The sequence below is a fragment of the Microbacterium sp. zg-Y818 genome (assembly GCF_030246905.1).
In the GTDB taxonomy this organism is placed as follows: domain Bacteria; phylum Actinomycetota; class Actinomycetes; order Actinomycetales; family Microbacteriaceae; genus Microbacterium.
On sequence record NZ_CP126741.1, the window covers coordinates 1966028 to 1987932 of the forward strand.

At 71.0% G+C, this 21905-nt stretch carries 21 protein-coding genes; 7 read left to right on the forward strand and 14 right to left on the reverse strand.

Features of this window, described 5'->3' with window-relative positions; all coding sequences use genetic code 11:
- From QNO21_RS09165 to QNO21_RS09175, 3 genes are all read right to left on the reverse strand, one after another.
- Positions 1 to 1539, reverse strand: a complete 1539-nt coding sequence (locus QNO21_RS09165) for an ATP-dependent DNA ligase (RefSeq protein ID WP_257517655.1) — start codon at positions 1537 to 1539, stop codon at positions 1 to 3.
- A gap of 69 nt (positions 1540 to 1608) precedes the next feature.
- Positions 1609 to 2802: an NADH:flavin oxidoreductase gene (locus tag QNO21_RS09170; RefSeq protein WP_257517656.1), complete on the reverse strand. Its 1194-nt coding sequence runs from the start codon at positions 2800 to 2802 to the stop codon at positions 1609 to 1611.
- Positions 2799 to 3485: a TetR family transcriptional regulator gene (locus QNO21_RS09175; protein WP_257517657.1), complete on the reverse strand. Its 687-nt coding sequence runs from the start codon at positions 3483 to 3485 to the stop codon at positions 2799 to 2801. The genes QNO21_RS09170 and QNO21_RS09175 overlap by 4 nt, the downstream gene beginning before the upstream one ends.
- A 78-nt stretch (positions 3486 to 3563) precedes the next feature.
- Between QNO21_RS09175 and QNO21_RS09180 the strand changes: the two genes are divergently transcribed.
- Positions 3564 to 4418, forward strand: a complete 855-nt coding sequence (locus QNO21_RS09180; protein WP_257517658.1) for an SDR family oxidoreductase — start codon at positions 3564 to 3566, stop codon at positions 4416 to 4418.
- A 35-nt stretch (positions 4419 to 4453) separates the two neighbouring features.
- Entirely contained in the window at positions 4454 to 5446 is a 993-nt protein-coding gene (locus QNO21_RS09185; RefSeq protein WP_257517659.1) for an NADPH:quinone oxidoreductase family protein, read from the forward strand.
- A 32-nt stretch (positions 5447 to 5478) separates the two neighbouring features.
- Here QNO21_RS09185 and QNO21_RS09190 read toward each other — a convergent pair whose 3' ends face one another.
- Positions 5479 to 6240: an SDR family NAD(P)-dependent oxidoreductase gene (locus tag QNO21_RS09190; RefSeq protein ID WP_257517660.1), complete on the reverse strand. Its 762-nt coding sequence runs from the start codon at positions 6238 to 6240 to the stop codon at positions 5479 to 5481.
- 103 nt (positions 6241 to 6343) lie between these two features.
- Between QNO21_RS09190 and QNO21_RS09195 the strand changes: the two genes are divergently transcribed.
- The 5 genes from QNO21_RS09195 to QNO21_RS09215 are packed head-to-tail and all read left to right on the forward strand — an operon-like array spanning position 6344 to position 11408.
- Positions 6344 to 7114 (forward strand): enoyl-CoA hydratase/isomerase family protein, encoded by a 771-nt coding sequence (locus QNO21_RS09195; RefSeq protein ID WP_257517661.1) that lies wholly within the window; start codon positions 6344 to 6346, stop codon positions 7112 to 7114.
- Positions 7115 to 7119: 5 nt separating this feature from the next.
- Entirely contained in the window at positions 7120 to 8493 is a 1374-nt protein-coding gene (locus QNO21_RS09200; RefSeq protein ID WP_257518369.1) for an MFS transporter, read from the forward strand.
- Positions 8494 to 8541: 48 nt separating this feature from the next.
- A complete protein-coding gene (locus QNO21_RS09205) occupies positions 8542 to 9489 on the forward strand; it encodes a cyclase family protein (RefSeq protein WP_257517662.1) in 948 nt (315 codons plus the stop codon).
- A gap of 29 nt (positions 9490 to 9518) precedes the next feature.
- The gene (locus QNO21_RS09210) at positions 9519 to 10292 is read left to right on the forward strand and encodes an SDR family NAD(P)-dependent oxidoreductase (protein ID WP_257517663.1); all 774 of its coding nucleotides are present in this window, start codon (positions 9519 to 9521) and stop codon (positions 10290 to 10292) included.
- A gap of 24 nt (positions 10293 to 10316) precedes the next feature.
- Complete coding sequence (locus QNO21_RS09215) at positions 10317 to 11408, forward strand: flavin reductase family protein (protein WP_257517664.1); 1092 nt, start codon at positions 10317 to 10319, stop codon at positions 11406 to 11408.
- A gap of 78 nt (positions 11409 to 11486) precedes the next feature.
- Here the strand turns inward: QNO21_RS09215 and QNO21_RS09220 are convergent, their stop codons facing one another.
- The 10 genes from QNO21_RS09220 to QNO21_RS09265 all read right to left on the reverse strand — a co-directional run bounded on the left by QNO21_RS09220 (position 11487) and on the right by QNO21_RS09265 (position 21905).
- A complete protein-coding gene (locus QNO21_RS09220; protein WP_257517665.1) occupies positions 11487 to 11780 on the reverse strand; it encodes a hypothetical protein in 294 nt (97 codons plus the stop codon).
- 76 nt (positions 11781 to 11856) lie between these two features.
- The gene (locus QNO21_RS09225; protein WP_257517666.1) at positions 11857 to 12981 is read right to left on the reverse strand and encodes an FAS1-like dehydratase domain-containing protein; all 1125 of its coding nucleotides are present in this window, start codon (positions 12979 to 12981) and stop codon (positions 11857 to 11859) included.
- A complete protein-coding gene (locus QNO21_RS09230) occupies positions 12978 to 13643 on the reverse strand; it encodes an NUDIX hydrolase (RefSeq protein ID WP_257517667.1) in 666 nt (221 codons plus the stop codon). The genes QNO21_RS09225 and QNO21_RS09230 overlap by 4 nt, the downstream gene beginning before the upstream one ends.
- A gap of 4 nt (positions 13644 to 13647) precedes the next feature.
- The gene (locus tag QNO21_RS09235) at positions 13648 to 14277 is read right to left on the reverse strand and encodes a PaaI family thioesterase (RefSeq protein ID WP_257517668.1); all 630 of its coding nucleotides are present in this window, start codon (positions 14275 to 14277) and stop codon (positions 13648 to 13650) included.
- A complete protein-coding gene (locus tag QNO21_RS09240; protein WP_257517669.1) occupies positions 14274 to 15209 on the reverse strand; it encodes an SDR family NAD(P)-dependent oxidoreductase in 936 nt (311 codons plus the stop codon). Before QNO21_RS09240 ends, QNO21_RS09235 begins: the two co-directional genes overlap by 4 nt.
- Positions 15202 to 16368 carry a CaiB/BaiF CoA transferase family protein gene (locus QNO21_RS09245; protein WP_257517670.1) on the reverse strand — a complete coding sequence of 389 codons (1167 nt, stop codon included), beginning with the start codon at positions 16366 to 16368 and terminating at the stop codon, positions 15202 to 15204. Before QNO21_RS09245 ends, QNO21_RS09240 begins: the two co-directional genes overlap by 8 nt.
- A complete protein-coding gene (locus tag QNO21_RS09250; RefSeq protein WP_257517671.1) occupies positions 16365 to 17303 on the reverse strand; it encodes an SMP-30/gluconolactonase/LRE family protein in 939 nt (312 codons plus the stop codon). The genes QNO21_RS09245 and QNO21_RS09250 overlap by 4 nt, the downstream gene beginning before the upstream one ends.
- 24 nt (positions 17304 to 17327) lie before the next feature.
- A complete protein-coding gene (locus tag QNO21_RS09255) occupies positions 17328 to 19640 on the reverse strand; it encodes a CaiB/BaiF CoA-transferase family protein (protein WP_257517672.1) in 2313 nt (770 codons plus the stop codon).
- Complete coding sequence (locus tag QNO21_RS09260) at positions 19637 to 20704, reverse strand: acyl-CoA dehydrogenase family protein (RefSeq protein ID WP_257517673.1); 1068 nt, start codon at positions 20702 to 20704, stop codon at positions 19637 to 19639. The genes QNO21_RS09255 and QNO21_RS09260 overlap by 4 nt, the downstream gene beginning before the upstream one ends.
- 13 nt (positions 20705 to 20717) lie before the next feature.
- Entirely contained in the window at positions 20718 to 21905 is a 1188-nt protein-coding gene (locus QNO21_RS09265) for an acyl-CoA dehydrogenase family protein (RefSeq protein ID WP_257517674.1), read from the reverse strand.

A 21905-nucleotide genomic window follows, 5' to 3' on the forward strand; every position in this document is an offset into this window, starting at 1 on the left:
CTACCGCAGCAGTCCGCGCAGCGTCTGGATCGTGTCGGCATCCTCTGCCCGCTTGTCGTCGCGGTACGCCTTCACGCGCGCAAACCGCAGCGCGATGCCCCCGGGATACCGCGGCGACCGCTGCACGCCGTCGATCGCGATCTCCACGACCGTGACCGGCTTCAGCCACAGCGTGCCGGGCGTGCGGTGGGTGCCGGGCGTGCGGTGGGTGGCGATCGTCGGGAAGTGCGCGGTCTGCCAGCGCAGCGTGGCATCCGTCAGCCCTTTGAAGGTCTTGCCGACCATGACGAATCCGCCGGGCTCGCCGAACTCGCCGACGGGGTCGAGGGCGCCGAGGTGGATGTTCGAGAGCATGCCCGCGCGGCGGCCCGACCCCGCCTCGACGGCCAGCACCACGAGGTCAAAGGTGTGGACGGGCTTGACCTTGATCCAGCTCGCCCCGCGGCGGCCGGCTGCATAGGTCGAGTCGATCGCCTTGACGACGACGCCCTCGTGGCCGGCGGCGAGGGCATCGCGGCTCACCCGTTCGGCTACCTCGGGAACGGCCGTGACCTCGCCGCGGACGCGATGGTCCGGCGCGATCCGGGCGAGTGCGGCCATACGGGTGCGAAGCGGCTCATCGATCAGATCCCGACCGTCCAGGTGCAGCACGTCGAAGAACCACGGATGCAGCACGAGTTCGCGCGCCGCCTCGGCACCGAACCGCGCCATCGTCTCCTGGAACGGTCGCGGGGCCTCGTTCTCATCGAGCGCGAGGGTCTCGCCGTCGAGCACCACGTCGCGCACCGGCATCGCCCGCACGATGTCGACGATCTCGGGGAGGCGCTGGGTGATGTCGGCGAGGTTGCGGGTGAAGATGCGCACGTCGTCGCCCCTGCGGTGCACCTGGATGCGTGCACCGTCGAGCTTGTACTCCACCGATGCCTCGCCCACGGTCGCCAGCGCCTCCGCGGCCGTGGCAGCAGTGCTGGCGAGCATCGGCAGCACGGCACGTCCGACGACCAGGCCCGTTTCCGCCAGATCGGCCTCGGTGCCGTGCAGCGCGATGCGTGCGGTCTCGCCGAGGTCGCCGGAGAGCATGGCCGCGCGCCGCACCGTGGCGATGGGCCGCTCCGCAGCCTCGGCGATCGCGTCGGTGATCACTCCCTCGAGTGCGCCGGTGCGCATCTCCCCGACCATGGCTCTGCGGAGGAAGTCCTGTTCCCGTGCGGTGGCACGGCCGAGCATTCCGGTGAGCGTCGACGAGCGACGTGTGGCCGAGCCCTGACCGGATGCCGACGCCAGCGCGTCGAGCGCCCTGTCGACGTCGGCGATCGTCAGCGTGGGCTCCCCCGCCGGCTCACCCACGATGGCGGCGAGACCACGCCACCCGACACCGATGCGTCCCTGGCGCGGCTTGCCCAGCAGCAGGCCCAGCGCCGGGGCGAGGTCGTCCGGGTCCAGGCGCTGCAGCAGCGCGGCCAGCGCATCGACTTTCGCCCGCCGCGATCGCGTGGACGTCACGGCATCCGCGGTGTCGACCAGCTCGGCGAGCAGCATGCGGTCAGTCTGCCACCGGCATCCGACGCCCGCGGCGTGCGGCGTGATCGCGACGCGGGCGTCGCGATGTCAACGCGTGACCGGGGCCGCACCCGCCACGAGAGGGCACCGCGTGCCGGTGAAGATGCTCGCTGCGCACAGGTTGCAGTGGATGCAGGCCGAGCGGGCGCCTGCGTCGCGCTCCAGGCGCCGGATGAGATCGGGCTCGCGCAGCAGCGCCCGAGCCATCGCGACGTACTCGAATCCGTCGCGCATCGCCGACCGCATCGCGTCGAGGTCCGTGATGCCGCCGAGCAGCACCAGCGGCATCGAGACCGCCTCACGGAACTGCCGCGCGTAGTCGAGGAAGTACATCGGCTCGTAGGGGTACTTCTGGAACACCGCCCACCCGAACATCTTCATGCCGAACTTGATGATCGGCTTCTGCGTCGCCGCCATCTCCGCGGCCGGGATGTCGCCGCGGAAGAGGTACATCGGGTTCAGCAGCGACGAACCTCCGGTGAGTTCGAGCGCGTCGAGGTGGCCGTCCGCCTCGACGAGGCGGGCGAATGCGAGGGATTCGTCCAGCCACAGGCCACCGCGCACCCCGTCTGCCATGTTGGTCTTGGCCAGGACCGCGATCTGACCGTCTGCGGCCTCCCGCACCGCCTCGAGGATCATGCGGGGGAAGCGTGCCCGGTTCTCGAGCGACCCGCCCCACTCGTCCTTGCGCTTGTTGATGTTCGGGCTGAGGAACGAGCTCGCCAGGTAGTTGTGCCCGACGTGCACCTCGACCGCGTCGAACCCCACGTCGATCGCATAGCGCGTGGCCTCCGCGTGCTGCCTCACGATGCGCCGGATGTCGTCCGAAGTCGCCTTGCGGTCGATCCCCATGGCCAGCGCGTTCGGGCGCCTCGACGGCGCGAGCGACGGCAGGCCGGTGGAGCGGGAGTTCGCGACGGGGCCGGCGTGGCCGATCTGGGCCGACACCTTCGCGCCGGTCGCGTGCACCGCGTCGGTGAGTTCACGCAGGCCCGCGAGCGCCTCGGGTCGCCAATAGACCTGACCGAACTCCGTGCGTCCCTCGGGTGCGACGGCCAGGTAGGCGACGGTCGTCATGCCGACGCCGCCCTCGCCGACCTTCACGTGGAAGTCGATGAGACGGTCCGTCACCAGCGCGCCGGGTGTCACGCCCTCGAAGGTCGCGGACTTGATGACGCGGTTGCGCAGCGTGATCGGACCGAGCTGCGCCGGTGCAAGCGGGTCGGGGATGTTCTGGGTCATGGCTTGTTCTCCTGTGTTCGGGTGTCGACACCGTCTTCACCGACGGGGCCGGGCTCGGGATGTCCGCCGTCTGCGGCGGTGGGGATGGAGACGTCGAGCCAGCCGAGCACGCGGTCGACGGCACGATCGGGGTCTTCGCGTGCGCCTTCTTCGACCCAAGCGCCGAGCGCGGCGAAGGTGGCGGACTGGAAGGCCGTCGCGAGCGCCCGGCAGGTCGCGGGAGGCGCCTCGGGGTGGCGGTGGGCGATGAACACGGCGATCGCCACGGTCCAGGGCGCGTAGGCACGGGGAGCGGCGACCATCAGATCCGGCTCGTTCGCGACGACGGCCAACCAGTCGGGTGCCACCCGGAAGACCTGCTCGGAGTGCGTAACCGAGTCGACGATGGCGCGCCGGAGGGCTTCGCCGGTGGGCACATCGTCCGGCATCGCCGCGAGGCTAATGGCGAGGCGTTGGGCCGCGGCATCCACCCCCGTCCACGGGATCTCGGCGCGACTGCCGAAGTGGCGCATCAGGGTGCGGACGCTGACACCGGTGACCTCGGCGATGTCCTTCCACCCGGTCGTCCGGAAGCCGCGCTCGCGCCACAGGGCGATCGCGGCCTCGGCGATGCGCTCTGCGTCGATCACGCTCGGCCTCCCTCGGCCGCGGAAGCTCGCTTCGTCGGCGATCTCCTCGGACATGTGGCCTAGTCGACCATTTTTGGCATAACGTGTCAATAAACAGGCGTCGACGGCCGTCGACAGATGGGAGGCGTCGCGATGGGCGTTTACGCGGTCACCGGTTCAGCATCGGGCATGGGCGCCGAGGTCGCCGAGAAGCTGCGATCGCAGGGGCACACCGTCATCGGCGTCGACATCAAGTCGGCCGACATCGTGGCGGATCTCTCGACTCCGCAGGGCCGCAAGGCGGCCGTCGACGGGGTCTTGGCCGCGTCGGGCGGCACGCTCGACGGCGCCGTCCTGGCGGCGGGTCTGGGCCCCGCTCCCGGCGCCGAACGTCCGCGACTGATCGTGGAGGTGAACTACTTCGGCGTCGTCGAACTGCTCGACGGCTGGCACGACGCGCTGGCGAAGGCTGATCGCGCCAAGGTCGTGGTCTTCTCCTCCAACGCGACCACCACGACGCCGGCGGTTCCCGGGCGCGCGATCCGGGCGATGCTCGCCGGCTCACCGGAGAAGGCCGTCAAAGCCACCCGGATCTTCGGGAAGAACGCCCCGGCGATGGCCTACGGCGCCTCCAAGATCGCGGTGAGCCGCTGGGTGCGCCGCCAGGCCGTGACCGCCCGCTGGGCCGGGGCCGGCATCCGCCTCAACGCTCTCGCGCCCGGCGCGATCCTCACGCCGCTCCTCGAGAAGCAGCTGGCGACACCCGCCGAGGCGAAGGCCATCCGCGCGTTCCCCGTGCCGATCGGCGGCTTCGGCGCCGCCGGCCAGCTCGCCGATTGGGTGGTCTTCATGCTCTCGGACGCTGCGGACTTCCTCTGCGGCAGCATCGTCTTCGTCGACGGCGGGTCCGACGCCTGGTTCCGGGCAGACGACTGGCCGCGGGCTGTCCCCGCGCGGCGTGTGCCCTGGTACCTCAAGCGCATGCGGGCGTTCGCCGAGCGAGTGTGACCGACTGTGCACGGTCGTGCGACGAGAATGAACGAATGCCACTACCTCGCCTGATGCAGGCCGTCCGCAACGTCGACAACACCGGACCTGCGGGACTGCAGGTGACGGAGGTTCCCGTCCCCGCACCCGCCGCCGATCAGGCCCTCATCGAGGTGCACTACGCCGGTGTGACCTTCCCGGACGTCCTCCAGACCCGCGGGGACTACCAACTGCGGATCCCGCTGCCGTTCACCGTGGGCTGCGAGTTCGCGGGCGTGGTCGTCGCCGCAGGACCGGACGCCGGCGTGGTGCCCGGCCAGCGCGTCGCGGCGATCGGACCTTCCGGTGCATTCGCGGAGTACGCACTCGTCGGCAGCAGGCAAGTGCTGCCGCTTCCCGATGAGCTCTCGTTCGAGGATGCCGCGGCGTTGCCGATGAACGTGCTCACCGCGGACTTCGCCCTGACTCATCGGGGCGGCCTCCTGGCCGGGGAGTGCGTCCTCGTGCACGGTGCGGCCGGCGGCCTCGGCACCGCGCTCGTGCAGCGGGCGAAGCTCGCATCGGCCCGGGTGATCGCGGTCGTCTCCTCAGCGGAGAAGGCCGCCGTGGCGCGCGCCGCCGGCGCCGACGAGACGATCGTCCCCGAGGGGTTCCTTCAGACGGTCCGTGAGCTCACCGACGGTCGGGGCGTCGATATCGTGGCGGATCCCGTCGGCGGAGACCGTTTCACCGACTCCCTGCGCTGCCTCGCCACCAACGGGCGTCTGCTCGTGCTCGGATTCACCGGACGCAGCATCCCTGAGGTCAAGGTGAACCGGCTGCTGCTGACGAACACTGCGGTCATCGGCGTCGCGTGGGGCGGGCTCATGGCGACCGGCGCCATCTCGCCGCGCGACCAGTGGGAGTCGCTGGGCGACGCGGTCGGCGCGGGGACATTCCGCCCGCCGTCGGCGACCGTTCATGCGCTCGCCGACGCGCCCGCGGCGATCGCCAGCCTCGACGATCGCAGCGCTGTGGGCAAGCTCATCATCCGGATGCGGGAGGCCTGACCGGACGCTTCGCGTGCACCCGAAGCGTCCGGTCACTTCGGCGCCATCCGGATGGCGCCGTCCAGGCGGATCGTCTCACCGTTGAGGTAGCCGTTCTCCACGATCGACATCACCAGCGCCGCGTACTCCGCCGGCCGGCCGAGCCGAGGGGGGTAGGGCACCTGCTGACCGAGCGAGTCCTGCGCCGCCTGCGGGAGTCCGGCGAGCATCGGCGTCTCCATGATGCCCGGCGCGATCGTGCACACACGGATGCCGTAGCGAGCGAGCTCGCGCGCGATCGGCAGGGTCATCGCGTGCACGCCGCCCTTCGACGCGGCGTACGCGGGCTGGCCGATCTGCCCGTCGAAGGCGGCCACGGACGCAGTGTTGACGATGACGCCACGGCTCCCGTCGGCTTCGGGGTCGGTGGCGGCCATCGCCGCCGCAGCCTGCGAGAGCACGTTGTAGGTGCCGACGAGGTTGATCTGGACGGTCTTCGCGAAATCCGCGAGCGGTGACGGCTGGCCCTGCCGGTCGAGCACCTTCACGGGCGGGGCGATGCCCGCGCAGTTGACGACCACGCGCAGCGGACCGTGGGCCGCAGCCGCCTCCATCGCGATGGCGACCGCAGCGGGGTCGGTGACGTCGGCGGGTGCGAACACTCCCCCGAGCTCTTGCGCGACCGCCTCGCCCGGCGACGACGGCAGGTCGACGATGACGACCCTCACCCCGGCCGCTGCGAGGCGCTGCGCCGTGGCGAGACCGAGACCGCTCGCACCCCCGGTGACCAAGGCACTGGAACCGCCGATCGACATGTGCTCTCCTTCGAGCCGCCAGCACCGGCGGCATGACGTATGGGTCGTGCGGTCGCGAGCATATCAAAAATCAGTAGACTGATCGCGTCGATGAGGAGGGCCAGTGTCAACGCAGACGAATGTGCGCATTTCGCATCCCGACGAAGATGGCGTCGGTGTCGTCGAGGTTCTCCACGGACCGGAGAGCTACGTGACGGTCTTCGTGCTGAGGGACCTCCTCGCCGCCCTTCGCGAACTGGACGCCGACCCGCACTGCGGCGCGATCATCGTGCGCAGCGAGGGCAAGCACTTTTGTGCAGGGCGGGATTGGGCCACCGCACGCGACCCCGAGGACAGCGCCGAGGCGATCTACGCCGTCGCGCCAGGGCTGCTGGAACTGAGGACCCCGTGGATCGCCGAACTGACCGGCGGCAGCATCGGGGTGGGCATGGGACTGGCCCTGTGCGCCGACTACCGCGTCGCCGCCGACACGTCCTACCTCTGGCCGAAATTCGTGCGGATCGGCATCCATCACGGCTTCGGCCTCACCGCCACCCTCCCCTGGCTCGTCGGGCCGCAGCGCGCCACCGAACTGCTCTCTCTCGGTGCCCGCGTCGGCATGGACGAGGCCCATCAGTGGGGTCTCGTGGACCGGGTCGCACCGCTGGAGGAGATCACCGCCGCCGCGCACACCCTCGCCGCGGAACTCGCCGCACAGCCCCGCGAAGCCCTCGCCGCGATTCGGGAGACCATGCGGGCGCCCCTGCGCGAACGATTCGCGGCGGCCATCGCGCATGAGCGCGCGGCGCAGACCGCGCTCCACGGGTCGAAGGACTTCCAACAGGCCACGGGGGGCGGGTACCGGTACCGCGAGGACGCGGGGACGACGCGGTGAGCACGATGTTCCGGTCGCTGCGTGCTCGCAATTACCGCATTTGGTTCCTCTCGGGCATCGTGTCGAATGCCGGCACCTGGGTGCAGTCGACGGCGATGAACTGGTTCATCCTCACCGAACTCACCGACGGCGATGCCACCGCCGTCGGTGTCGCGCTCGGCCTGCAGTTCGCCCCGCCGCTGCTGCTGCTCCCCCTGACGGGCTGGCTGCCCGATCGCTTCGACCGGCGACGCCTCATCCTCGTGGTCAATCTGCTCATGCTGGTCCTCGTGGCGGGGATGGGCGCGATCACCCTTGCCGGCGCGATGACGCTGCAACTGATGTTCGTGCTGTGCCTGGCGTTCGGCATCCTCAACGCGTGCGACATCCCCGCACGACAGACGTTCGTCACGGATCTGGTGCGCCAGGACGACGTGGCCAACGCGATCGCGCTGAACTCGGCCTCCTACAATCTCGGGCGCCTCGCCGGCCCGGCGGTGGCGGGGGCGCTCCTGGTGGCCGTCGGCGCGGGGTGGGCCTTCGTCGCGAACGGGGCGACGTACCTCGCACTCGTCATCGCGCTCCTGCTGATCAGCCCTCGGGAACTGGTGCCACGCGCCACGCGTCCGCGACCGCCGCGGGTGTGGGGCGGCGTGCGGTACCTCGCCAAACGCCCGGATCTCATCTTCATCTGCGCGAGCATGTTCGTCGTCGGCGCCTTCGCGATCAACATCCCGCTGACGTCGTCGATCATGGTCGAGACCTTCGGCGGGGATGCCGCGGACTTCGGCATCGTCAACTCCCTTGTCGCGATCGGTTCGCTGGCCGGCGCGCTGTACGCCGCCCAGGCGAAGCGGGCGAGGCTTGGCATCATGGTCGGCTCGTTCGCCCTCCTCACCGTCGCGGCGATCGGCGGCGCGGTCGCTCCCGACATCCGCTGGTACACGGTCTCCGTGGTGTTCGCCGGCTTCGCCGTGATCCTGGCGCTGGCCACCGCCAACGGCTACGTGCAGTCGACCACGCACGTGCTGGTGCGCGGGCGCGTGCTCGCCGCGTACATGGCGGTCCTGATGGGCAGCTCGACGGTCGGATCTCCGACACTGGGCATCGTCGCCGACACATGGGGCGGGCATTGGTCGGTCGCCGTCGGTGCCGTCGCCGCCGGCGCCGCGACGATCGCCGGTGCGGCGTGGCTGCGCTGGGGCCCGCGTCCGGAGCTGCCACCGGTGACACCGTCGCCGGCGACACCGCCGGCGCGGCACCCGCTTCCCGAGCCCCTCATCCCCGGATCCGCCCTCGACGCAACCGGCCCGTTCCGCGCGCCCACCGGCGCCGACGTCGGGGATGACGATGACGACGAAACCGGCGCGGACACCCGAAAACCGATTTTTGATACTTGACATTTAATCAAGAAAGACGTTTGCTGAGACGAGAAGAGGATGGATTCGATGGGGAACCTTTCAGACGCGAGATACGCCGACCTGCCGCTGCTGGCCGCCGACCGCGACGAGCGGCATGCATGGGAGCACTGGGGCGCCGGCGATCCGCTCGGAACCCTGAACCGCATCACCCCCGACGTCCGCCGCGACGCCGTGGCCACGGTGCGCACGGGCGAGACGATCAACCTCGACCTCCCCCTGGACGAGCCCTACCCGACGCTGTTCGGACGCCGCCCCTACCGGCACACCTTCAGCGGGCCGAGCCAGCGGAACTTCATAGACGACCGTATCGACGATCTCTTCCCGCAGGCATCCACGCAGTGGGACGGCTTCCGCCACCTCGTCATCCCCGGTCACGGCTGGTTCGGCGGCGTCCAGATCGACTTCGAAACCGACCGCGACACGCTCGGAATCCAGCACTGGGCGTCGGGCATCATCGGTCGCGGCGTGCTCGTCGACGTCTCCGAGCGCACCCTCGCCGCCCTCACCGACGATCCCTCCAAGCCGATCGACCCGATCGAGGCCGATGAACTGCAAGCCGCGATCGACGCGACGGGAGAGCCGCTGCGCGCCGGCGACATCCTGTGCGTGCGGACCGGATGGATGCAGTACTACCACGGTGCCGATGCCGCCGAACGCGAGGCCGTCGCGGGCCGCTTCACGTGGCCGGGTCTGTCGGGGTCGAGCGACATGGCACAGCTGCTGTGGGACAGCGGCTTCGCCGCCGTCGCCGCAGACAACCCCGGCGTGGAGGCGGCCCCGGGCCGTCGCGGATCGGGAACCCTCCACCGCCGCGCACTGGCGCTGCTAGGCATGCCGTTCGGCGAGCTCTTCGACTTCGACGCCCTCGCCGTCGCGCTGCACGCCCAGAACAGGGCGTCGTTCTTGTTCATGGCCGTTCCCCTGAACATCCCGGGCGGGGTCGGTTCGACCGGCAACGCCGTGGCGATGCTCTGACCCCCGATCGCAGAGAGAAAGAAGCACGCATGACCGACATCCTGCACAGCCAACGCCTCCAAGGGCTGCGAGTCGTCGTCGCCGGCGGTGGCGGCGCCATCGGCGCCCCCATCGCGCTCGCCTGCGCCGCACAGGGCGCGCGCGTGGTGGTCGCCGACATCTCGGAGAAGTACGCGCAGGAGACGGTCGACGCCATCGTCGCCGCCGGAGGCGAGGCGCACGCCGTGCCCATCGACGTGGGCGACCTCGCCTCCATCGATGCGGGCATCGACGCCGCGAAGACAGCACTCGGCGGCATCGACGCGCTCGTGAACTCGACCGGCGTCAGCGGCTCGGCCAACACGCTCGACGTGACCGAGGAGCACTGGGATCGCATCCACACCATCAACCTCAAGGGCGCCTTCTTCCTCATCCAGGCGGCCGCACGCGTCATGGCCGAGCAGGGCGAGGGCGGCGCGATCGTCACGATCACCTCAACCAATGCCGAGCGCGGCGTGCTCGGCCACGTCCCGTACGGCGGGACGAAGGGCGCCCTGCGGCAGATGGTGTTCGGTCTCGCCGCCGACCTCGCCGAACACAACATCCGCGTCAACAACGTCGGCCCCGGCATGATGGCCACCACGATGCGCAACGACGGCGAGTCCACCGAGCGCACCCATGTCCCCCGCAAGGTGCTGCGTCGCCGCCTGCCCACGGGTGCCGACGTCGCGAAGATGGTGACCTACCTCCTCAGCGACGAGGGAGAGTACGTGACGGCGACCAACCTGTACGTCGACGGTGGCGCACTGTCGGGCCTGTTCTGAGACGCCCCACGAAGGAGACACGAAATGTCCGATAGCAAGAACGTCTTCCGTCAGGTACTGGGCCAGTACCCCACCGGTGTCACCGCTGTCACGGCCCGCACGGCCGAGGGCAAGCCCGTCGGTATGGCCGTGGGCTCCTTCACGTCGGTCTCGATGGATCCCCCCATCGTGGGGTTCCTTCCGACGAAGACCTCGAGTTCGTGGCCACAGATCGAGGCGGCGGGCACGTTCTGCGTGAACGTCCTGACGTCCGAGCAGGAGAACGTCTGTCGCGCGATGTCCGCACGCGGCGACGACAAGTTCGCCGGCCTGCCATGGACGGAGGGGGTGACCGGTGCCCCCGCACTCGACGGGGCGCTCGCGTGGATCGAGTGCACGGTACGCGATGTGCTCGACGCGGGTGATCACTACATCGTGCTCGGCGACGTCGTCGATCTCCGCATGGGGACCCCCGCGCTTCCTCTCGTGTTCTTCCGCGGCGGCTACGGGAAGTTCAGCTCCGGTCCCCTCGTCGCCGAGAACTTCCACGACCAGCACCAGGTGAGGCTCGTCAACGCGGTGCGCGACGAGATGCAGGCCGTCGCGTCCGAACTGGGCGTCGAGGCGAGCGCCACGGCCGAGATCGACGGAAAGCTCGTCCTCGTCGCGACCACGTGGTCGCCCTTCAGCGACCGCGCCGCGGTCCGCGCCGGCGACCGGGTGCCGTTCCGTCCGCCGTTCGCCCTCCCGTTCGCCGTGTGGGGCACCGCGGAGCGGCGGCGGCAGTGGCTGCAGGGTGTGCCCGACGCCCAGCGGGGTGCGGCCGAGACCGTGCTCGACACTGCCGCTGAGCGAGGTTGGGCCGTTTCCGTGCGTCCGGAGCCGGCCGGTGATGCGGTGCAGCGGATGATCGCCGCGAACTCGCACGGGACGCTGCCGGTCGGTCCCGACGGTATCGACCCTCGCAATGTGAGCGTGCCGGTGCTCGGCCCCGACGGCTCGGTGCGCCTCTCGCTTTCGCTGTCGGGCATGACGGTCGACTACGCGCGCTCGCACCTCGCCGACGCCGCGGACCGCCTGGTGATGGCCGCCCGCAAGGCGGAGCGCGCCGTCGCGAGCCAGCTCTCGTCCGACTGAGCGCGGCCCGGCATCCGCCGGGAGGACGAAGAAGCGGGCCTGCCGGATGGCAGGCCCGCTTCTTCGTCCTCCCGCGCGTCAGTCCGACGCGGGGAGCGCCTTGGCTGCCTTGACGGTGAGTTCCACGCCGTCGGCGGCGAGCACACCTGCGCCGGGCTTCACGCACAGGAGTTCCAGGTCTCCGGATTCGTCCGAGTACCGCTTGCCGACGAGCACCTCGCCGGCAAGCCCGTCGGCGGCGACCTCGGCCGGTGCTTCGGTCCCGACGGCGACACCGCCGTGGGTGAGTGCGATCTCTCCGGCGCCGCGGATCACGACGAACTGTGCGGGTGAGACGGCGCTCGCGAGCTTGAGTCCGGGCTTGAGCTGCATGGGGGTTCCTTCCTGGATCGCGCGGCGGCGACGCCGCGCGGCTACATGTGGTCTTGCGTCTGCGGGACGGCCGGGGTCAGCCGTACATTCCGGTGTTCGAGGCGACGTCCTTCGTGAACAAGATCTCGTGGTCCAGGCCCGCACCATCGGAGGGCAGCCGCACGGTCGCGGTTCCCGCCGTCGTCGTGGCGTCGCTCTGATTGAGGACTTCGACGGCGACCTCGGCGACAAAGGTGTCGCCCTCCCGACGGATGCCGGTGACCCGCCCCCGCACCCGGTTGGTGTCGCCCACGATGTTCGGGCGGTGCAGCCGCGCCGTGAACGATTCGAGGGTGCCGTGGTCGCCCATCCAGTCCGTCACGAGCTGGATCATCCAGCAGAAGCGCTGCGGGCCGAAGTCGAAGCTGCCCTCCTGCGCACGTTCCCTGCGGGCGTACTCGGGGTCGGCGCGGCCGCCGGCGCCGACATCCACCGCGCCCGGCGCGACCTTCGCCGCACGTTTCGTGCTGAGTGCCCCGTGCGCGAACAGGTAGAGCTCGGTGCGCGTGAAGGTGCCCTTCGCCAGCTCGGGGAGTTCGTCGCCGACCGCCACCTCGGCGCCGTAAAGCGGCGCGGAGCCGCGGCGCTCGCGCGACCACACCAGCGGGTCGGGCGCGATCTGCTCGCCGAGATCGCGCGGTGCCGCCTCGACGCCGCGGCCCTGGTTCGGGAAGCGGAGCATGTCGTTGTGCAGGGTCGCGATCTTCTCGCCGCGGTGGTTGAAGTACTCCGTGCGGCCAGTGCACACCAGCGCCTCGGGGATCTGCCGCAGCGATTTGCGCGTGATCGCCTCGGGCGTCTCGATCGCGCGCACGCGGTCGCCGACCCAGATCGGGCGGTGCCACTGGATGCGGGCTCCGCCGTAGAGGATCGTGAGCGCGTTCATCGGCACGGACCCGGGGGCGAGGTGACCCCAGATCGATGCCATGGCGCCGAAGTTGATCGAGAAGATGAAGGCCGGCGAAGCCACGAGCTGGTGGAAGCGCGCCGTGTCCGCGTACTCCTCGTCGCGGTACAGCGGGTTGTAGTCCCCGACGCCGTCGGAGAAGCGCTGCACCCACTCCGGCGTGACCGTCCGCCATGCCCGGGGCGTGAGCGGCACACCGAGGCCGTCCCGGAACTCGCGCTCGAACTCGTCGAGCGTGGTGATGGTCGCCGTCATGCGGCTGCCTCCTTCGGTTCCGGCGCGGCCGGTTCGTGCGCGTTGCAGCGCAGGTACACCCACGGACGCGGTCCCAGCGTGATGCGGTGCCGTGCCCCCGCGGGTCCCGGACGGTCGGGATGCCGTTCGTCGCCCGCCCACGCCAGTATGGTGGGCTCGCTGCCCACGACGTGGGAGTGGAACTCGCGAGCGGGGTGGGAGTCTTCGGTCGCCATGGCGGCGAGGGTCACCCAGGTCGGGGGCCCGAAGTCCCACGCGCCCTCGGCATGTCGTGCGAGCGCTCCCGCGGCGGTGATCCACGCGTGCTCGACGACCTCGAAGTCATCGGTGCGCACCTCGCCCGCGACGTACGCCGCCCGGTAGAAGCTCGTGCGGAACCGCGCGCGGGCCTGCTCTGGCGGAAGCCACTCCGAAAGCGGCTCGAGGTCGTCCGCCGCGAGCACGAGCCCGCACTCCTCCTCGACCTCGCGGACCGCTGCCGCGCGCAGCGCGTCGCCGTCGCTCGCGCGGTCGGCCTCCGACACCGTGCCTCCAGGGAACACCCACATGCCAGGGAACGCGGGCGACCCGGCCGATCGCCGCAGCATCAACACCTCGGGGCCGGTCGGCCCGGGGCGCGTCATCACGACGGTCGCCGCCAGGCGCGTGTCATCGCCGGTCATCTCGTCACCGCGCCATCGTGAGGAAGAGCCCGGTGGCGCGAGCAGCCACCGCGCCGTCGATCGAGACCGTCGCCCGCACGTATGACTTGCGGCCGTCGACGCGCTCGACGTTCGCGCGGAGGTCGAGCGGAGCACCGAGGGGCGCGGCCGCGAGGTAGTCGATCTCGAGACGCGCCGTGAAGGACGGCCGGCCCAGGTGGAACAGCAGCGCTCCCATGGCATGATCCAGCACAGTGGCGACGGTTCCGCCGTGCACGCGTCCGGGCGGGCCCGTGAAGGCTGCCCCCAGCGAGACACGGCCCACATGTTCCTCACCGTCCATCACCATGTCGACGGGCGGCGCGATCGGATTGAAGCTCGACCACGCTCGTCCGGCGCTGCTGGCGGGGTCGCCGCCGCTGAGACGGACCAGCAGCTGCTTCTGCATGGGATCCAGCGCGTACGACCACGGCAGCACGTCGTCGACCGTGTGCTGCTCCAACTGGGCGACGACCGCCTCGATCTGCTCCGCCGCGGCGGCCGTGTGGGCACCGGGGCGAGAGCGCACCGCCGTGTCGGCCAGGTCGCGCAGTGCCACGGTCAGTCTGAGCGCGTCGTCGACGTGTGCCGCATCCAGCGGGCGTTCGGCGGTCATCGCGACCCGCCGTCCGCCAGCACGCGTCCGGCGCCGGTCGGCACGCGCGCCCCGGTCTCGTGCAGCTTCGCGCCGTCGAGGTCGAGGATGGCGTCGATGCGGTCGCGGACGCTCTCTGGCGTGAGATGCGGATCACGGATGCCGGGGGTGCGCACCGTCACCAGGCGCGCCACTGCGCCGCCCGAGGCCGAAAGCACTTCTCCCGTGAACGTGCAGTCGCGCGAGGCGAGGAAGGCCGCGACCGGCGCGACGAGCTCGGCCGGCATGGTCTGCTTCATGGTCTCCGCGAAACCGGGCGGGAGCGCATCGCCGGTCGCGTCGACCATGCGTGTGCCGGCGCCGGGAGCGATCGCATTGACGAGGATTCCGTGCGGAGCCCCCGCGACGGCGAGGTTGTGCGTGAGTGCCAGCACGGCGCCCTTGGCGCTGCCGTATGGCACCATGCCCGGCACGCCCCACAGCGCGGACGACACGGTGTTGACGATCCGTGGGGCGGCACTGCGCTCGAGGTGCGGCCACGCCGCGCGCGCCAGCTCCAGCGAACCGAACAGGTGGACGTCGAGGAACCGCTGCACGGTCGTGCGGTCGATGTCCGGCAAGTCGTGCACCGCGAAGTTGCCGGCGTTGCACACGAGCGCGTCGATACCGCCGAACGTGCTCACGGTCTCGCTGACGATGCGCGCCACCGCATCGGCGTCAGACACCGATGCCCGCACCGCGAACGCCTCGCCGCCGGCCGCGAGGATCTCGGCGACCGTCTCGGCGGCCGGATCCTCGGCCGTCTGCGATGAGCCGTCGACGCTGGCGCCGAGGTCGACCACGCACACGCGTGCCCCCCGCGCAGCCAGCAGCTTCGCTTCGGCGCGGCCTATGCCGCGACCTGCGCCGGTGACGATGACGGATGCACCCGCCAGTCCGATCGCATCAGACATCCGCACCCACCTCCTGGGCGTCGCCCGCGACGCCCGCCGCGACCAGTTCATCGATGCGCTCGTCGCTCAACCCCAATCCGGACAGCACCCTTCGGGTGTCCGCACCCGGCGGGCGCGCCGCTTCCGGCTCGTCCAGCACCCCGCTGGCGTACCGCGGAACGGGCGCGGGCTGCACGTGTCCGTCCACGCGGGTGAGCACCCCGCGGGCCGCCAGATGCGGGTGGGTCGCCGCGTCTTTCAGCGTTCTCACCGGCGCCACGCACGCGTCGACGCCGTCGAACGCCTCGACCCACTGCGCCTGCGTGCGCGTCGCGAACAGCGCGGCGAAGGTCGCCGACAGCTCGGGCCAGCGGGTTCTGTCGCGTTGCGGGGCACCGTCGGGATCGATGCCGAGCACCGCCAGGAGGGCAGCGTAGAAGATGGGCTCGATCGCGCCGACCGACATCCACCGGCCGTCGGATGTCTCGTAGGCGCGGTAGAAATGCGCGCCGCCGTCGATCGTGTTCGTGCCCCGGTCGCCCCACGCGCCGCGTTCCGCGAGGCCGTAGAAGAGCGAGCCGAGGAAGGCGGCGCCGTCGATCATGGCCGCGTCGACGATCTCGCCGACCGCGGTCGCACGAGACCGCAGCACCGCGCACACGACGCCGAACGCGAGCATCATCCCGCCCCCACCGTAGTCGGCGACGAGGTTCAGCGGCGGCACCGGCGCGCGTCCCGGTTCGCCGATGGCGTCGAGCAGGCCGGTGAGACCGAGGTAGTTGATGTCATGGCCGGCCGCGAGCGCCAGCGGCCCGTCCTGTCCCCACCCGGTCATCCGGCCGACCACGAGCGACGGGTGGGCGGCGAGGAGGTCGGCGGGGTCGAGCCCCATCCGCTCCAGCACACCGGGTCGAAACCCCTCGAGCAGCACGTCGGCGTTCGCCACGAGTTCGCGCAGCGCGTCGACGCCGCGCGGATCCTTGAGATCGAGCACGATCGTCTGCCGCGAACGACCGAAGACGTCGGATGCCGCGTCGGCCCGCCGCGGACCACCGGGGCGGTCGACGCGGATCACCTCGGCCCCGTTGTCCGCGAGGAGCGTCGCCGCGAGCGGCAGCGGGCCCTGCGCGGCGAGTTCGATCACACGGATGCCCGCAAGCGGGCCGGAGCGCTCGGTCACGGGCGCGCCTGGCCTGCCCCGACGGGCACCTCTGCGACCCAGATCGACCCCTGCGCGCCGCGCACCGACGCGTCGAAGTCCCACACCTCGAAGCCGCAGCAGACGTAGAGGGTGCGCCGGCCCTCGCCACCGAGGCCGCACGCCGTGGTGCGGCCGCCGCGCTCGGGGTCGACCGGCACGCGCGCGGTGATCTCGCCACCCTCGACCACGCGGATCACCGCGCCGCCTCCGGGCTGCGCCACCCACACCGCGCCGTCGGCGTCGAAGCAGATGCCATCGGGCAGCAGGTCGAGCTCAGCGAAGACCCGCGGCGCCGTGAGGGTACCGTCGGAGGCGCGATCGAAGGCGATCAACCGGTTCTCGGGAGCCTCGGCGGTGACCACGGTGCGTCCGTCGGCGCTGATCGTGATGCCGTTGGCCGCCGTGAGCGGACCGGCCTCCCGCAGCTCCCGCACCGACCCGTCGGTTTCGACGAGGAGGAGGGGGGTCTGGACCGGCGTTTCGCCCTTCCAGATGTCATAGCCCAGCTGCGTGACGTAGGCGCGGCCGTCGGCGTCGACGACCATGTCGTTGACGGGACCGGGTGCGAACGGGCGGAGGTCGGCGTACACCTCTGCCTGCCGGCCGTCCCACACCAGCACGACCCGCTCGAACATGGAGTTCGCGATGAGACGGCCGTCGGGGAGGAAGTCGATGCCGACCGTCACGACGCGGGCTCCGTCCAGACCCACGCGGTCGGAGAAGTCGGCGTAGACCGACCACGAGCCGTCCGTGTCGACGCGGATCACGCGCGCGGCATACATGTCGGAGAAGTAGAACGCGCCATCGTGCCAGCGCGGGCACTCCGTCCAGCTGAAGCCCACCGCGACCTGCTGTGCCGCGTACTCCTGCACCACTTCGTGCATCTCGTTCCTCTCGTCCTGCGGGTGGATCATCGTTGTCAGGTCATGAGCGCGGGGTCATCGGCGCGCGGGCTCGGTGCCGATCACGCCGGCCTCGAGCAACCCGGCGATGTCGGCGTCTCCGAGTCCCAGCACCTGCGTCAGCACGAGTTCGTTGTGCTGACCGAGCCCGGGCGGGGGTGTGCGCGACCAGCGGTCGATGCCGTCCACGCGGAACGGCAGGGTGGGGATCGGAAGGGTTCCGGCGACGTCGTGCGTGATCTGTTCGTAGTAGCGCGTGGCCTGCACCTGGGGGTCAAGGTGGGTGAACCTCGCATCGACGGCGAACGCCACCGGGATGCCGAGCGCGCGGAGCGCGTCGCGCAGGGTCACGGCGTCCTGGACGGTCGTCCAGGACGCGAGCAGTCCGTCGAGCTCCTCGCGGTGCGCGCGGCGCCCGTCGAACCGGGCGAAGCGCGGGTCGCTCGCCCACGCCTCGTCGCGCGCCAGGTCGGCGAAGCCCTGCCACTGGACATCGTCCAGCATCGAGATCGCGATGCCGTGGGGTGCGCCTGACACGGGATAGACACCCTGCGGCGCGGCCGACGACGCATGGTTGCCGTCGCGGCCGAGCAGTTCGCCGGTGCGGCTGTAGACGATGGCCTGCTCGGCGGCGAGGACGACGGCACCCTCGGCGAGGGCGGCCTCGACCAGCATCCCCTCGCCGCGGGAGCGCGCAGCGTGCAATGCGGCCAGCGTCGCGAAGGCGGCGTTGAACCCACCCATCGGGTCGCCCGGGCCGTTCGGGTTCAGTGGCGGGCGGTCGGCGTACCCGGTACGCGCGCACAGCCCGGAGAACTGCTCGACGGTCTGGGCGTACGCCACCTGATCCCGGCGAGGTCCGGTCAGCCCGTACGCGGGCATGCGCACCATGACCAGGCGCGGGTTGAGATCCTGCACCGCGGGCCAGTCGAGCCCGGCCTTCTCGAGCACGCGCGGGGCGTAGTTCTCGATGAGTACGTCGCTGGAGCGGATCAACTGATCGGCGAGGGCCTTGCCCTCGGGCTGCGTGAGGTCGAGGGTGACCCCACGCTTGTTGTGGTTGTTCGCCAGGAAGTAGTGGCTCACCTCCCACCATCGCTCGGGGCGCTGCTTCATGCGCAGCGCGCCCATCATTGAGCGAGCGCCGTCCATGCGGCGCGTGGATTCGACCTTGACGACCTCCGCGCCGTAGGCGCCGAGCACCTCGCTGGCGAGCGCCCCCGCCCACCACGACCCGAAGTCCGCGACGCGCACGCCGTCCAGCGACGCGTCGAACCGCGCAGGCCGGGCGGCGAGCCGGAGGTCGACGGCGTCGACGGTCGCGGCTGCGGCACGGCTGCGGCCCGGGCGCTCCCCCGCCAACCGGAACGGCGCCACGGGATGCACGCCGACACCATCGGGCGCCGGCTGGAAGAACTCGCGCGCCACGACCTGCGGGTCTTCGAGGATCGATCGGCCGTCGTTGACGGGCGCGACCGGCACGCGGAAGAGGCTAGCCGCCTCGAGGATCTCCTGCACGGTGTGCGTCCGCGTCCACGCCCGCACCATGTCGTTCCACTCGCCGCCGCTGTCGTAGCGGCCCGCGGCGGAGCGGAACCGCTCGTCGGCGAGAAGCTCCGGGCGGTCGATCATCACGAGGAAGTCCTCGAGGTTCTGCGCCGAACCCAGGTTGAACCCCACCCACCCGTCACGCGCCGGCTCCACGGAGGGCAGCAGCCGTCGTCGCGCGCGCGGCGTCTCGGGGGTGTCGCCGGACAGCGACGAGCCCACGTCGATGAAGTTGTTCGTGGCGCAGATCCCGACGGCCAGCAGCGAGCAGTCCGTGACGCTCGCGCGTCCGAGGGTGAGGGCGGCGAGGGAGGCGGTGGCCGCCACGGCGCCCGCGAGCCACAGCGTCTCGCCGCTGCCGCTGCGCACCGCCGGCCGATCCTCATCGCCGCGCAGGTGCAGTGATCCCGCCTCCGCCTGCAGTGTGAACTCCGTCCACGGCTCGTGCGCGCGAGGGCCCGTCAATCCACGGGGGGTGATCAGCACGAGGGCACGATCGGCGCCGATGCGGGCGATCTCCTCGGCGGCGGGCGGCACCGCGCACTCCCACACGACGATGTCCGCACAGGCCGCCAGGTCGGCGAACACCGCGAACGACCCGTCCGCCACCACGCGCTTGCCGGCATCCAGGTAGCCGCGCAGTTCATCGGACACGTCCTCGGTCCACCATTCGGGGGCGTCCGGTCGCACCACGACGACGTCCGCGCCGGCGTCGACCAACTGACGCCCCGCGAACGCCCCGGCGATGCCGCGCGAACGCTCGATCACCACGAGGCCCGCGAGCGGTGCGGACGCGCTCATTCGGACGACTCCGGCCAGTCCACGAACCGCTCGCGGAAGTCGCCGGTGCGCGCCGCCGTCAGCACGGCCCCGCCGAGCTCCCGCAGCAGGTCCCGCGACGCGCCGAAGCGCAGCCGCTGCGCCTTGGTGCGACGGTAGAAGTGATGGAGCGGGTACTCCTTGATGAACCCGACGCCGCCATGGAGCTGCACCGCGTTCTTCGACGCGCGCTCCCCCGTCTCGGACGCCTGCCACGCAGCCATCAGCGAGGTTCGGATCGCATCGTGGCCGTTGGCGAGGCGCCACAGCCCCGACCACACCAGCAGGGACGTCGCCTCGATGTCCATGCGCATGTCGGCCGCGCGATGCTGCACGGCCTGGAAGGCACCGATCGGCCGCCCGAACTGGTTGCGGGTCTTCGCGTGCTGCACCGTCAGATCCAGCGACCGGCGTGCGGCGCCGAGGATGTCGGCCGCGCGCAGCAGCCGATCGACGGCCCGCCACTGCTGCCATTCACCGTCACTCAGTCGCCCGATCACATCCCCGGCGGCGTCCCCCACCGTCACTTCGTCGGTGCGCTCCGCGTCGAACACCGGCACCGCCTCGATGCGGACGGATGCGGCATCCACCGCGCGCACGACGATCTCCTCGCCGTCGCGCGTGGCCACGATCAGCACGCTCGCCGCCCCCGCCCATTCCACGAGGCGCGGCAGGGCAGGGCTGCGCGTGAGGTCGACGCAGATGGCGATCGCCCCCTCGGAGATCTGCCCGAGCAACGGCGACTCGCCGCCGCCGGCGCGGGCCACGAGGTTCGCCGCGGACATGACCGCGCGCAGGGGCGTCGGGACGCCGAAGTAGCCCACCCGCTCCACGACCAGGCCGAGCTCGACGAGCGTCGACTCGTCATCGGTCTCGACGCCGAGGAATGTCCAGCCCAGCTCGGCGAACAGCGCGTACAGCCGCTCGTCGTACCCTCGCGCCGACGCCACGGTGGCATCGATGGTGTCGATGCCGGCGTGCTTCTCGAGCGCGGCGTGGGCCGCAGCGACCAGTTCCTGCTGGATCTCCGACAGACGCGTGTCCACGGGACTCCTTCCGTCAGCGGTTGCGCGGCAGCCCGAGGGCGCGCTGCGCGATGATGTCGCGCTGCACCTCGTTGGTGCCGGCGGCGAATTTGCGGACCGGGGACTCCCGGTAGTCCAACTCGGGAAGCCCGTGCGCCGGAGCGCCGGCGGAACCGACCGAACGCAGGCCCTGCGGGCCGATGAGGTCGAGCGCCACGCTCGGCAACTCCTGGAACGTCTCCGAACTCCACACCTTGGCCATCGACGCTTCCGACGCCAACGGCTCCTGCCGGGCGATCAGCGAGGCGACCTGAGCCGACATGAGCCGGACGATCTCGACGCGCGCGGCGAGCATGCCGAGCTCGACCCGCACGAGGTCGTCGTCCGCGGGGCGGTGGCCCTCGGGATCCGGTTCCTCCGCCCACTGGATGATCTCGTCCAGCTCCCGCACCTGCAGGTTGGCGTTGAGGTTGCGCTCGAGGTCGAGGGACAGCGCGATGACGGCCCAGCCGCCGTTCTCATCGCCGACGCGATTGGCCACCGGCACCCGCACGTTGTCCAGGAAGACCTCGTTGGTGCGGTAGTCCGCCTGCGTGATCATGGGGCGGATGGTGATGCCCGGCGTGTCGATCGGAACGATGAGCAACGTGATGCCGCGGTGACGCGAGTCCGGAGCACCGGTGCGCACGGCGAGCCAGATGTGAGTGGCGTACTGCGCCCCGGTGGTGTACACCTTCTGTCCGTTGATCACATATTCGTCGCCCTCGAGCACGGCGCGCGTCTGCAGCGCCGCCAGGTCGGTACCGGCACCCGGCTCGCTGAAGCCGAGGCAGAACTCGATCTCGCCCGCGAGGATGCCACCGAGGTAGCGGCGCTTGTGCTCGTCGGAGCCCGCGCGCATGAGCGTCGGGCCGATCATCGTGACAGACATCAGCATCTCGGGGAGCTTGCGCCACGACAGTTCTTCGATGACGAGCCACTGCGCCAGGTAGCCGAGGTCGCGGCCGCCGAACTCCTCCGGCCACGCGATGCCGAGCCATCCGTCGCGGCCCAGCCGCTGGATGAAGCGACGACGCTCGGCGATGTCCTCCGGCGCCATCGCATGGTCTGGACGCACGAGCGGCGGGACGGCGGGTGTGAAGCCCTCCGCATGCAGGTCGTCGAGATACGCGCGGAACTGCGCAAGCACCTCGCGCTCGGCCCGTTCGATTCCGAACTCCAT

Excerpts from the sequence above, each read along its gene's own strand:
- QNO21_RS09210 (WP_257517663.1), top strand. The coding sequence starts at position 9,519 with ATGACCGACATCCTGCACAGCCAACGCCTCCAAGGGCTGCGAGTCGTC.
- QNO21_RS09190 (WP_257517660.1), bottom strand. The coding sequence starts at position 6,240 with ATGTCGATCGGCGGTTCCAGTGCCTTGGTCACCGGGGGTGCGAGCGGT.
- QNO21_RS09185 (WP_257517659.1), top strand. The coding sequence starts at position 4,454 with ATGCCACTACCTCGCCTGATGCAGGCCGTCCGCAACGTCGACAACACC.
- QNO21_RS09180 (WP_257517658.1), top strand. The coding sequence starts at position 3,564 with ATGGGCGTTTACGCGGTCACCGGTTCAGCATCGGGCATGGGCGCCGAG.
- QNO21_RS09220 (WP_257517665.1), bottom strand. The coding sequence starts at position 11,780 with ATGCAGCTCAAGCCCGGACTCAAGCTCGCGAGCGCCGTCTCACCCGCA.
- QNO21_RS09240 (WP_257517669.1), bottom strand. The coding sequence starts at position 15,209 with ATGTCTGATGCGATCGGACTGGCGGGTGCATCCGTCATCGTCACCGGC.
- QNO21_RS09205 (WP_257517662.1), top strand. The coding sequence starts at position 8,542 with ATGGGGAACCTTTCAGACGCGAGATACGCCGACCTGCCGCTGCTGGCC.
- QNO21_RS09255 (WP_257517672.1), bottom strand. The coding sequence starts at position 19,640 with ATGAGCGCGTCCGCACCGCTCGCGGGCCTCGTGGTGATCGAGCGTTCG.
- QNO21_RS09265 (WP_257517674.1), bottom strand. The coding sequence starts at position 21,905 with ATGGAGTTCGGAATCGAACGGGCCGAGCGCGAGGTGCTTGCGCAGTTC.
- QNO21_RS09235 (WP_257517668.1), bottom strand. The coding sequence starts at position 14,277 with ATGACCGCCGAACGCCCGCTGGATGCGGCACACGTCGACGACGCGCTC.
- QNO21_RS09175 (WP_257517657.1), bottom strand. The coding sequence starts at position 3,485 with ATGTCCGAGGAGATCGCCGACGAAGCGAGCTTCCGCGGCCGAGGGAGG.
- QNO21_RS09225 (WP_257517666.1), bottom strand. The coding sequence starts at position 12,981 with ATGACGGCGACCATCACCACGCTCGACGAGTTCGAGCGCGAGTTCCGG.
- QNO21_RS09165 (WP_257517655.1), bottom strand. The coding sequence starts at position 1,539 with ATGCTGCTCGCCGAGCTGGTCGACACCGCGGATGCCGTGACGTCCACG.
- QNO21_RS09170 (WP_257517656.1), bottom strand. The coding sequence starts at position 2,802 with ATGACCCAGAACATCCCCGACCCGCTTGCACCGGCGCAGCTCGGTCCG.
- QNO21_RS09215 (WP_257517664.1), top strand. The coding sequence starts at position 10,317 with ATGTCCGATAGCAAGAACGTCTTCCGTCAGGTACTGGGCCAGTACCCC.
- QNO21_RS09230 (WP_257517667.1), bottom strand. The coding sequence starts at position 13,643 with ATGACCGGCGATGACACGCGCCTGGCGGCGACCGTCGTGATGACGCGC.
- QNO21_RS09200 (WP_257518369.1), top strand. The coding sequence starts at position 7,120 with ATGTTCCGGTCGCTGCGTGCTCGCAATTACCGCATTTGGTTCCTCTCG.
- QNO21_RS09250 (WP_257517671.1), bottom strand. The coding sequence starts at position 17,303 with ATGATCCACCCGCAGGACGAGAGGAACGAGATGCACGAAGTGGTGCAG.